Annotated in this window: 9 protein-coding genes; 8 read left to right on the top strand and 1 reads right to left on the bottom strand. The window is 67.1% G+C overall.

Going from position 1 to position 10,949, the window contains the following annotated elements:
- Positions 1-155: 155 nt before the first annotated feature.
- The 7 genes from H261_RS05710 to H261_RS05680 all read left to right on the top strand — a co-directional run bounded on the left by H261_RS05710 (position 156) and on the right by H261_RS05680 (position 8,219).
- On the top strand, positions 156-1,838 hold the full coding sequence (locus H261_RS05710) for a methyl-accepting chemotaxis protein (RefSeq protein WP_008615362.1): 1,683 nt from the start codon (positions 156-158) through the stop codon (positions 1,836-1,838).
- Positions 1,839-1,894: 56 nt separating this feature from the next.
- Positions 1,895-2,971: a YjgN family protein gene (locus H261_RS05705; protein ID WP_040475803.1), complete on the top strand. Its 1,077-nt coding sequence runs from the start codon at positions 1,895-1,897 to the stop codon at positions 2,969-2,971.
- Positions 2,968-4,044 carry a M48 family metallopeptidase gene (locus H261_RS05700; protein ID WP_008615352.1) on the top strand — a complete coding sequence of 359 codons (1,077 nt, stop codon included), beginning with the start codon at positions 2,968-2,970 and terminating at the stop codon, positions 4,042-4,044. Before H261_RS05705 ends, H261_RS05700 begins: the two co-directional genes overlap by 4 nt.
- Before the next feature lie 65 nt (positions 4,045-4,109).
- Entirely contained in the window at positions 4,110-5,036 is a 927-nt protein-coding gene (msrP, locus tag H261_RS05695; RefSeq protein ID WP_008615351.1) for a protein-methionine-sulfoxide reductase catalytic subunit MsrP, read from the top strand.
- Positions 5,036-5,698, top strand: coding sequence for a protein-methionine-sulfoxide reductase heme-binding subunit MsrQ (locus tag H261_RS05690; RefSeq protein WP_008615350.1), 663 nt, complete (start codon positions 5,036-5,038; stop codon positions 5,696-5,698). Before msrP ends, H261_RS05690 begins: the two co-directional genes overlap by 1 nt.
- On the top strand, positions 5,662-6,126 hold the full coding sequence (locus H261_RS05685; protein WP_008615348.1) for a hypothetical protein: 465 nt from the start codon (positions 5,662-5,664) through the stop codon (positions 6,124-6,126). Before H261_RS05690 ends, H261_RS05685 begins: the two co-directional genes overlap by 37 nt.
- 416 nt (positions 6,127-6,542) lie before the next feature.
- On the top strand, positions 6,543-8,219 hold the full coding sequence (locus H261_RS05680) for a methyl-accepting chemotaxis protein (RefSeq protein ID WP_040475802.1): 1,677 nt from the start codon (positions 6,543-6,545) through the stop codon (positions 8,217-8,219).
- 59 nt (positions 8,220-8,278) lie between these two features.
- On the opposite strand, the gene H261_RS05675 is transcribed toward H261_RS05680, so the two are convergent.
- Positions 8,279-8,503 carry a hypothetical protein gene (locus H261_RS05675; protein WP_008615330.1) on the bottom strand — a complete coding sequence of 75 codons (225 nt, stop codon included), beginning with the start codon at positions 8,501-8,503 and terminating at the stop codon, positions 8,279-8,281.
- A 234-nt stretch (positions 8,504-8,737) separates the two neighbouring features.
- Here H261_RS05675 and glgB point away from each other — a divergent pair, with 234 nt between their 5' ends.
- Entirely contained in the window at positions 8,738-10,930 is a 2,193-nt protein-coding gene (gene glgB, locus H261_RS05670; RefSeq protein WP_008615326.1) for a 1,4-alpha-glucan branching protein GlgB, read from the top strand.
- The last annotated feature ends 19 nt before the right edge of the window (positions 10,931-10,949 follow it).

Genomic DNA, 10,949 nt, shown 5'->3' with positions numbered 1-10,949 from the left:
GGCCTCCTGGACGGATAAAAATCTGCCGGCCAGTGTAGCAGGCGCCGCGCCATCCCGCACCGTGCCGCGTCGACTGCGGAAAACCACTATATACAAAGGTTAAGATTGAAGGCTAGGTTCCCTATCCCAATGGTCCCTTTCGGGGAAGGTGAGTCATGTCGCTGAGCAATATGAAGATCGGCAGCCGTCTGTATGTGGCTTTTGCCTTGATTCTCCTTCTGATCGGCGGCCTGGGCTGGCGGTCCCTGGGCGTCATCGACGGCGTCGCCGATCTGACCACCAAGATGTACGACCATCCCTATACGGTGACCATGAACCTGCTGGAGGCCAAGAGCGACCTCATCGCCATGCATCGCAGCATGAAGGATGTCGCCCTGTCCCAGGACGCCGCCCAGATGGACGCGGCCATCGTGGCGGTCAACGGCTCGGAAAAGGAAGTCCTGGAGCATCTGGATATCGCGGCGCCGCGTTTCCTGGGCGATAAGGCCAGGATGACGGCGTTGCGCAAGGCCGTCGAGGATTGGCGGCCCATCCGCGAGCGGGTGTTCGTCCACATGCGGGCCGGGCAAAAGCCCGAGGCCGCCGCCATCACCAGGACCGAGGGCGCCGCCCAGGTCAAGCTGATCGCCGAATTGTTCGAGGAGATTGTCGTATTCTCCAAGACCAAGGCGCAGGCCCTGTCGGACACCGCCAAGGCCGAACACCAGTCGGCGAGGACCACCATGATGGTTTCCATCGCGGTGCTGACCGTGCTGCTGGGCGGCATCGCCCTGCTGATCACCCGGAGCATCACCGGGCCGCTGGGCGGCTTGCGCGCCGTGATGGAACGCATGGCCGGTGGCGATTACGGCATCGAGGTTCCCGCCCGCCAGCGGGCCGACGAGGTCGGCGACATGGCCCGCACCGTCGAGGTGTTCAAGGAGAACGGTCTGGCGGTCAAGCGCCTGGAGGCCGAGCAGGCGGCGGCCAAGACCAAGGCCGAGGCCGAGCGCCGCTCCGCCATGAACACCCTGGCCAGCGAGTTCGAGGGCCACGTCAAGGCGGTGGTCGATCACGTGGCCGGGGCGGCCACCAAGATGAGCAGCACCGCGTCCTCCATGTCGGCGGCGGCGGAGCAGGCGTCGCGCCAGGCGGGCGCGGCGGCCGACGCGGCCGAGCACGCCTCGTCCAATGTCCAGACGGTGGCCTCGGCCGCCGAGGAGCTGTCGGCCTCCATCGCCGAGATCGCCCGCCAGGTGGACACCTCGTCCACCACCACCAACCACGCGGTCTCCAAGGCCGAGCAGACCGGCGCCATCGTCCAGAGCCTGGCCTCGGCGGCCAGCCGGATCGGCGACGTGGTCAGCCTGATCAACGACATCGCCGCCCAGACCAACCTGCTGGCGCTCAACGCCACCATCGAGGCGGCGCGGGCCGGCGACGCCGGCAAGGGCTTCGCCGTGGTGGCCAACGAGGTCAAGAACCTCGCCAACCAGACCGCCAAGGCCACCGAGGAGATCTCCAACCAGATCGGCGAGGTGCAAGGCGCGACGGGGCAGGCGGTGGACGCCATCCGGGACATCCTGTCGACCATCAGCGAATTGTCGCAGGTCACCTCGTCCATCGCCTCGGCGGTGCAGGAGCAGCAGGCCGCCACCGCCGAGATCGCCCGCAACGTCGAGCAGGCCGCCCAGGGCACCGAGGCGGTGGCCCAGAACATCGCCGGCGTTAATGCCGCCGCCCGTCAGGCCGGCGACACTTCCGAGGAGGTCCTGGTGGAATCCCGGGAACTCTCGTCGCAGTCCGACGCGCTGGGCCGCGAGGTCAAGGGATTCATCGACAAGATTCGCGCCAGCTGAGGTTTCATTGCGTCCCCCGCCGGGTTACCTTGCGGTGATCCGGCCGGGAGATTGCCATGAGTGAAGTCACAGCCCCGCAGCGCCCCTTCGCCCATTCCGGCGGTACGGGGGGCATGATCAGGCTGGCCCTGGTCAATCTGCTGCTGTCGATCCTGACCCTGTCGCTCTACCGGTTCTGGGGCAAGACCCGGGTACGCCGCCTGCTGTGGGGCGGCACCACCGCCTGGAGCGATCCGGTGGAATACACCGGCACCGGCAAGGAGCTGTTCACCGGCTTCCTGATCGTCCTGTTCCTCATCTACCTGCCGCTGGCCGCCGGTTTCGGCTGGGCCCAGGTGCTGGTCACCACCGGCAATCCCCTGGGCGGGCTGGCGATCTCGCTGCTCTACCTGCTGACCGTGCTGCTGGTGGCGGTGGGGCTGTACCGGGCGCGGCGCTACCAGATGTCGCGCACCCGCTGGCGCGGCATCCGGGGTGGCCAGACCGGCTCGGGGTGGGGTTACGCCCTGCGTTCCCTGGCGGTGTGGCTCGCCGTGCCGCTCAGCCTGGGCTGGGCCTGGCCGTGGGGCGAGATGTGGCTGGCCCGCTACCGCTTCGGCAACACCACCTTCGGCGATCGCCCTCTGCGGTGCGACGCCACCGCCTCGGGCCTTTATGGCCGCTTTGCCCTGGTGTGGATCAGCGGGCTGGTCTTCACGGCGGCGGCGGTGATCCTGGTCGGCGCCATGGAGATGGCGGTCGAGCAGGAGGAATACGGCGAGGCGGTCGCCGGAATGGTGTTCACCCTGCTTCTGCTCTTGGTGGCCGCCGTGACCCTGGTCCTGCCCTGGGCGTGGTACCGGGCCGGCTTCTACCGCAATCTCGCCGCCGGAATCGAGTTCGAGGGCAGCCGGTTCTCGGCCGATACCGGGGCGTGGCGGCTGATGCGGCTGGTGGCCGGCAATCTGCTGCTGACCCTGTTCAGCCTGGGGATACTGCGTCCCTGGGCGTCGTTGCGCACCTTCCGCTATGCCTGCGCGGTCATCGGGGTGGAGGGCGAGCCCGACTTCGCCGCCGTCCACCGTTCGGACGATTCGGGACCCAAGACCGGCGAGGGGCTGGCGGCGGTGTTCGATGGGGCTGGCGAGTTTTGAACGGTCTCGAGGCCGACCGCCCCGGACGTTTCAGCGACGGACGCAGCGCCGCGGCGCGCAAGGTGGTGGTGCGCGTCCTGGCCACCGGCCTGGAAATCCGCGGGTCGGACGGCTTCCTCATCGCGGTGTGGAAGGCCGGGGATCTGCTGGCCGACGGCGACTGGCCGGAAAAGCGCGGCGTGCGCCTGCGCTGCGCCTCGGAACCCGATGCCCGGCTGGCGGTCGAGGATGCCTATGTGATCCGCGAGGTGTTGCCGCAACCGGCCAAGCCGCCGAGCCGCCGCCGCCTTGCCCTGGTCCTGGGCTGCCTGCTGGGGGCGGGGATGCTGGCCGGGCTGATGCTGGCCCTGGCGCCGGTGTCCAAGCTGCTCGCCCATCTGGTTCCCGCCGGGCTGGAACGCCAGTGGGGGGAGTCCATCGCCGGCGGTCTGGCCGGCCAGATGAAGGCGTGCGACGGGCGCGACGGGATGCGGGTGCTCGATGCCCTGGCCCGGCGGCTGGCCGAGCCTTTGCCCGCCGACCGGCGCCATGTGAACATCCACGTCCTGCAGTCGCGCGACGTCAACGCCCTGGCCCTGCCGGGGGGCGAGATCATCCTGTTTTCCGGCCTGATCGCCAAGGCGGAGGGACCGGACGAACTGGCCGGGGTGCTGGCCCACGAACTCACCCATATCGGCGAGCGGCACGTCACCGCCGCCATGATCCGGGCGCTGGGGGTCGGCGTGTTGGCCACCATGATCACCGGCGACGCCTCGGGCCTGGTGGCCGGCGGGGTGGGCGCCGTCCTGGCCGGCACCTATTCCCGCGAGGACGAGAGCGCCGCCGATTCGGGCGCCCTGGCCCTGCTGGAGATGGCGGGAATCGGTTCGGACGGGCTCGCCCGCTTCTTCCGCCGGCTGGAGACCATGGAGGGGCGGCCGGGGCAGGTGCTGGCCTGGCTGGGCACCCACCCCGAAGCGGGGCGCCGCGCCGCGGCGGTCGAGGCGCGGCGCGGCGCGGCGCCCCGTCTGCCCGCCCTGTCCGAGGCCGATTGGCTGGCGGTGAAGCGGGTCTGTTCCAAACCGAAACCCTGATCCCCATGTAACCTCCCATGGCTGGACGGCGAACCCGTCATCATGAGACTGGTGGAGTGAGGAACATGCTGATCAGGTCCGCAGGCTTGCCGCGCGAGTCCGAGGTGACCGACAAGGCGTTGTGGCTGGACCGGCGGCGCTTCCTGGCCCTGGGGGCGGCGGGCGCCCTGGCGTTGTCGGGGGCGGGAGCCGGGGCGGCGCTGCCCGCGGTCAAGGGGCCGTTCTCCACCGACGAGCCGCCGACGCCCAGGAAGGACGTCACCACCTACAACAACTTCTACGAACTGGGGGTGGACAAGGCCGACCCGGCCCAGCTGGCGCCCAGCTATTTCGGCAAGCCCAAGCCGTGGAGCGTCGCCATCGAGGGCGAATGCGCCCGGCCCGGCACCCTGGGCTACGAGGACCTGATCAATCCCCACAAGCTGGAGGAGCGCATCTATCGCCTGCGCTGTGTCGAGGCGTGGTCCATGGTGATCCCCTGGGTGGGCGTTCCCCTGGCCGAGGTGCTGAAGCGCTTCGAGCCCAATTCGCGGGCCAAATACGTGGAGTTCACCACCCTGCACGACCCCGAGCGCCTGCCCGGCCAGCGGGGGCGGGTGATCGACTGGCCCTATGTGGAGGGCCTGCGCATGGACGAGGCCATGCATCCGCTGACCTTGCTGGCGGTGGGCCTCTACGGCGAGGAACTGCTGCCCCAGAACGGCGCGCCCATCCGTCTGGTGGTGCCGTGGAAGTACGGCTTCAAGTCCATCAAGTCCATCGTCCGCATCCGTTTCAGCGAAACGCCGTCCCGCACCGCCTGGATGAAGGCGGCGCCCCGGGAATACGGTTTCTACGCCAACGTCAATCCGGCGGTGGATCATCCGCGCTGGAGCCAGGCCAGCGAGCGGCGCATCGGCGAGTTCCTGCGGCGCAAGACGCAGCCCTTCAACGGCTACGCCGAGCAGGTGGCCTCGCTCTATGCCGGCATGGATCTGGCGGTGAACTACTGATGGACAAGCTGCTGCGGCAGGCCTGGGTCAAGCCGCTGCTGTTCGCCGCCTGCCTGATTCCGCTGGGCCTGCTGGTCTTCCGGGCGGCGACCGGCGGGCTGGGGGCCAATCCCATCGAGGCGACCAACCGCTTTCTCGGCGACTGGGCGCTGCGCTTCCTGCTGATCGCCCTGGCGGTGACGCCGCTCCGGCAGCTGACCGGCTGGAACGCTCCGGCCCGCTGGCGGCGCATGCTCGGCCTGTTCGCCTTTGCCTATGTGGTGCTGCATTTCAGCTCCTATGTGGGGCTCGACCAGTTCTTCGACTGGGGCGCCATTGGGCGCGAGATCGTCAAGCGCCGCTATATCACGCTGGGCATGTTGGCGGTGTTGCTGCTGATCCCCCTGGCCGTCACCTCCACCGATGCCATGATACGCCGCCTGGGGGGGCGGCGGTGGCGGGCGCTGCACCGGCTGGTCTACGTCATCGCCCCGCTGGGCGTCACCCATCACTGGATGATGGTCAAGAAGGACATCACCGAACCGGCCATCCATGCCGCCATTCTGGCCGTGCTGCTCGGCTGGCGGGTGGCGGCATGGGCGCGGCTGCGGCATAATGGGGCGCCAGACAACCGCAAGGCCGCCGCATGCTCCGCGCCGCACTCATCCTCGCCATCCTCCTGAGCCCGGCCGCCACCCTGGCGGCCAAGCCCAAGAAGTGCTTCTCCCAGGCCGAGATCAAGGCGGAGCAGGAGGTGCGCCAGGGCATCTTCCTGCGCGAGGCCGCCAATCGCTGCAACGAGCGGCTGCTGCCCGGCGCCCGCGACCGCTGGCAGAAGATCGAGGGCGCCAACGGCGCCAAGTTCCGCTCCTCGGTGGGCAAACGCCAGAAGGCCTGGTCGCGGGAGTTTCCCGACGACTGGAAGTACCAGATCAACTATGCCGACGGCAGACTGGTCACCTATGCCCGCAACATCTCGCTGACCGAGGGGTTCTGCGCCAATATCGACGACCTGCTGCAGACCATCGAGAAGCGCGGCTTCGCCGCCTTCAGCAAGCTGTCCAAGGTGGTGCGCAATCAGGTGACCGACGACTACAAGGTCTGCCAGTAGGCCGCCGGGCGTCCGGCTTTTCCGCTTATTTCCGCCGTTATGCGATCTGCCCGCGCCCGGGCGGGACGATGAGTCGCGTCCGGATTGGAATTGTTATTGTTCGGGGTATTCCAAAAACGTATACGCGCAATCGTATTTTGTGACTCCTCAGTGACAATGAAAGTGTGATAGCTGGCACTCTTGTTTGAGGGTTTGTCCGATAATACGCTTTATACGTGATTGTGCTTATAGTGTTATTGCTGATCTCATCTGTCATAAAGTGCCAAGCTTATTTGTTTATCTCTATTGTCTACTCTGGCGGTTTGTGTCGTCAGGCATGACTTATTGTTGCATGTTTGTAAATGTCATTTAAACGCCCCTGACCATCCTTGTGGCCTTGCCCATCCGATCGTGTCAGCCGAACCAACGAGGAAACCATGCTGATAAGATTGGGTATCGCCACGCGTCTTCTGGCCGGATTTGCCGTCCTGATCGTTCTGATCGCCGGGCTGGCCACCTTCGCCGCCCTGTCGGCCAGCAATATCGCCGAGACCGTCACCACCAGCCGGCGGGCCGCCGACAACGCGCTCAAGCTGGAAACCATCCAGCGTCACATCTACGAAGCCCGCTTCAATATGTGGGTGTATTTCGCCACCGACGACCTCAACCGTTATCAGCGCGCCAATGTCATCGTCACCGAACTGATCAAGGAGGTGGAGAGTCTGGCCGCCACCACCACCATCGTTCCCGAGCGTCTGGCCCAGGTGAAGGAACTGGCCGAACAGGTCGCCGCCTACAAGGTCCGGGTGGAGAAGATCAGCGAGATGAAGGCCCGCAAGGCGCCGTTCGATGATCCGGAAAATGTGGAACTGCGGGTCAGCGCCGCCAAGATCAGCGCCGCCATCGACAAGATCGGCGAGTCCCTGTCCCAGGGCTATCGCGGCACCGCCGAGGAGAAGGCCGCCGAGGCGCAGGACCGCATCGGGGCGTTCGGCACCCTGTCGGCGATCATCGGGGCGATCGCCGTGGTGGTCGGGCTGATCTTCGCGGTGACCATCGGCCGCGGCATCACCAATCCGCTGGGCGCCCTGGTGGAGGCGGTCCGCCGTCTGGCCGGCGGCGACACGGCGCTCACGGTGCCGGGGGCCGAGCGGTTGGACGAGTTCGGGCCGCTGGCCAAGGCCCTGGACGGCTGGCGGGTCGGCATGATCGACGCCGCCACCCGCAAGGCCGAGGAACAGCATCTGCTGGCCGAGCGCGAGGCCCGCCAGCGTGCCATCGAAACCGCCACCCAGCGTTTCGACGAATCCATCGAGGCCACCCTGGCCCGGGTCAAGATGGCGGTGGAGCAGTTGCACGGCTCGGCCGACACCCTGTCGGCCAACGCCGAGCAGACCCAGCGCCAGAGCGGCGCCGTCTCGGCGGCCACCGACGAGGCCACCGCCAACGTGGGAACGGTGGCCTCGGCCAGCGCCCAGCTGTCCAGTTCCATTCATGAAATCTCGCGGCAGGTCCGCCAGTCGTCGGATATCGCCAAGGCCGCCGAGGCCGAGGCGGTCGAGGCCACCCGCAAGATCTCCGGCCTGGTGGAGGCCGCCCAGCGGATCGGCCACGTGGTCAACCTGATCAGCGACATCGCCAGCCAGACCAACCTGCTGGCCTTGAACGCCACCATTGAATCGGCCCGGGCCGGCGAGGCGGGCAAGGGTTTCGCCGTGGTCGCCCACGAGGTCAAGAACCTGGCCGGCCAGACCGCCAAGGCCACCGACGAGATCACCCAGCAGATCGCCACGGTGCAGACCGAGACCCAGTCGGCGGTGGAGGCCATCGCCGGCATTTCCGGCACCATCTCGCGCATCAACGAACTGGCCACCATCATCGCCGGCGCGGTGGAGGAGCAGGGCGCCGCAACGGCGGAAATCGCCCGCAACGTCGATCAGGCCAACGAGGGCACCCGCGAAGTGGCCAGCAACATCTCGGGCGTCGCCCTGGCCGCCTCGGAAACCGGGCGGATGGCCCAGGCGGTATTCCTCTCGGCCAATGGCCTGCTGGATGAAAGCACGGCCATGGAGCGCGAAGTCCGGGAATTCCTGGCCAACGTCCGCGCCGCCTGAGCAAACGAAAACGCCCCGGCCGCAAGGCCGGGGCGTTTCAAAACCGGTGCCGGACGGGCTTAGTTCTGCGAACCGCCGCCGGTCGAGGCCAGATACATCACCAGGCTGGTGAAGACGGCGGTCAGAGCCAGGCCCAGATAGACCGAGAAGCCCAGCGGGCTGTGGGCCGGGCTGGGGTCGGCGACGCCGCCGAAAACGGCGCTGAGCACGGGAACGGCCAGATACAGAGCGATGACCAGCACGCCGGCCACGGTGAGACCCAGAACCTTCGGAAGGACGCCCATAACACGCTCCATGATTTGCGGTGACGGCCCCCGACGGGCCGCACGAATTGTCTAATCGGCCCGCAACGAGCCGATCCCCTCGACGGGAAGTACTACCAGATTTAGGGGCTTTGCGGAAGCTCCAATGAGACTATTTAAAAACTGGAGTGGGAAAACGCCCCCTGTGAAATCGCCCTTTGTCTTTCCGGCCAAAGGCGGTGACACTTGCTCTCTCGACTGGCAGGAGGGGGCTGCATGCCCGAAGCGGCAAGACTGATCCGGCCCGGCGACGCCGATGCCATCGCCCGGGGACGCCATGGCGACCCCTTCGCCGTACTGGGGCCGCATGAGGTCAAGGGCGGCACGGTGATCCGCACCTTCCAGCCCCAGGCGGAAAGCGTCTTCGTGCTGGCGGCGGGGGGCGAGACCGAGATGCGGCGCGTCCATCCCGACGGGCTGTTCGCCGTCAAGTTGAAGGGGGCTTCCGCCTACCGGCTGCGGGTCTTGCGTCATGACGGCGGGGTGGAGGAGGTCGACGACCCCTACCGCTTCCCGCCGGTGCTGGGCGATCTCGACCTGCATCTTCTGCGCGAGGGCACCCATCTGCGGACCTTCGAGAAGCTGGGCGCCCAGGTTCGCGCCGTGGACGGGGTGGCCGGCGTGGATTTCGCCGTGTGGGCGCCCAATGCGGCCCGCGTCTCGGTGGTGGGCGACTTCAACGGCTGGGACGGGCGGCGCCACCCCATGCGCCTGCGCCACGAGGCCGGGATATGGGAGATCTTCATCCCCGGATTGGGGCAGGGCGCCATCTACAAGTACGAGGTCGTCGCCGCCGACGGGCGGCTGCTGCCCTTGAAAGCCGACCCTTACGGCCATTTCGCCGAGCTGCCGCCCAAGACCGCCTCGGTGGTGTGGGAACTGGGGCCGCGCGACTGGCAGGACGGTGCCTGGATGGCGGCGCAAGGATCGCGCAACGACCGCCATGCCCCGGTCAGCATCTACGAGGTGCATCTGGGCTCGTGGAAGCGGGTGCCGGAAGATGGCAACCGCTCGCTTTCCTACCTGGAACTGGCCGACCAGCTGGGCGATTACGTTGCCGATCTGGGCTTCACCCATGTGGAATTCCTGCCCGTGCACGAGCATCCGTTCGGTGGCTCGTGGGGCTATCAGCCGGTGGGGCTGTTCGCGCCGACCTCGCGCTACGGCACCCCCGACGAGTTCCGCACCCTGGTGGAGCGGTTGCACGGCAAGGGCATCGGGGTGATCATCGACTGGGTGGCCGGGCACTTCCCCAACGATCCGCACGGCCTGCACCATTTCGACGGCACCCATCTCTACGAGCACGAGGACCCGCGCCTGGGGGTGCATAAGGACTGGAACACCCAGATCTACAATTACGGCCGTACCGAGGTGGTCAACTACCTTTACGCCAACGCCCTGCATTGGCTGGAGCAGTACCATGTGGATGGCCTTAGGGTGGATGCGGTGGCCTCCATGCTCTATCTCGACTACTCGCGCGAGCCGGGCGAGTGGATCGCCAACCGCCACGGCGGCAACGAGAACCTGGAGGCCATCGAGTTCCTTCGCCGCATGAACCAGGTGGTCTATGCCGAGCATCCCGGCGCCATGACCATCGCCGAGGAATCCACCGCCTGGCCCATGGTGTCGCGCCCGGTGCACCTGGGCGGGCTGGGCTTTGGCTACAAGTGGAACATGGGCTGGATGCACGACACGCTCCGCTACTTCTCCAAGGACCCCATCCACCGCCGCTATCACCACGACAGCCTGACTTTCGCCCAGCTCTATGCCTATCACGAGAATTTCGTGCTGCCGCTGTCCCACGACGAGGTGGTGCACGGCAAGGGCTCCATCTTCGGCCGCATGCCCGGCGATTCCTGGCAGCGCTTCGCAAACCTGAGGGCCTATTACGGCTTCATGTGGACCCAGCCGGGCAAGAAGCTGCTGTTCATGGGCTCGGAATTCGCCCAGGAGCGCGAGTGGAACGAGGATGCCAGCCTGGACTGGCACCTGCTGGACGACGGCCGCCACGAGGGCGTGCGGCGCCTGATCCGCGACTTGAACCGCCTGTACCGCACCGAGCCGGCGCTGCACCAGTTGGACAACGAACAGGCCGGCTTCGCCTGGATCGACTGCAACGACCGCGACAACTCGGTGCTGACCTGGCGGCGTTTGGGCTTCGACCCCAGCGATTTCGTGGTGGTGGCCGGCAACTACACCCCCATGGTGCGCGAGTCCTACCGGGTGGGGGTGCCCGAGCCTGGCTGGTACCGCGAACTGCTCAACACCGATTCCGAATGGTATGGCGGGGCCAACATCCACAATGGCGGCGGCGTCCAGGCGGAAGAGGTGCCCTGGCACGGTCATTCCTGGTCCATCCGGCTGCGCCTGCCGCCGTTATCCACCTGCGTGTTCAAGCGGGAGCGGTGAGCCCACTCCGCGCTTTACC

Origin of the sequence: Paramagnetospirillum caucaseum, from assembly GCF_000342045.1 — a bacterium.
Classification (GTDB): Bacteria; Pseudomonadota; Alphaproteobacteria; order Rhodospirillales; family Magnetospirillaceae; genus Phaeospirillum; species Phaeospirillum caucaseum.
Note: the sequence above shows the minus strand (reverse complement) of the source record. Positions and strands in the feature narration are given on the sequence as shown.

Bases quoted from the DNA above. Each gene is read 5' to 3' on its own strand.
- H261_RS05710 (WP_008615362.1), top strand. From the start codon at position 156: ATGTCGCTGAGCAATATGAAGATCGGCAGCCGTCTGTATGTGGCTTTT.
- H261_RS05705 (WP_040475803.1), top strand. From the start codon at position 1,895: ATGAGTGAAGTCACAGCCCCGCAGCGCCCCTTCGCCCATTCCGGCGGT.
- msrP (WP_008615351.1), top strand. From the start codon at position 4,110: ATGCTGATCAGGTCCGCAGGCTTGCCGCGCGAGTCCGAGGTGACCGAC.
- H261_RS05690 (WP_008615350.1), top strand. From the start codon at position 5,036: ATGGACAAGCTGCTGCGGCAGGCCTGGGTCAAGCCGCTGCTGTTCGCC.
- H261_RS05685 (WP_008615348.1), top strand. From the start codon at position 5,662: ATGCTCCGCGCCGCACTCATCCTCGCCATCCTCCTGAGCCCGGCCGCC.
- H261_RS05680 (WP_040475802.1), top strand. From the start codon at position 6,543: ATGCTGATAAGATTGGGTATCGCCACGCGTCTTCTGGCCGGATTTGCC.
- H261_RS05675 (WP_008615330.1), bottom strand. From the start codon at position 8,503: ATGGGCGTCCTTCCGAAGGTTCTGGGTCTCACCGTGGCCGGCGTGCTG.
- glgB (WP_008615326.1), top strand. From the start codon at position 8,738: ATGCCCGAAGCGGCAAGACTGATCCGGCCCGGCGACGCCGATGCCATC.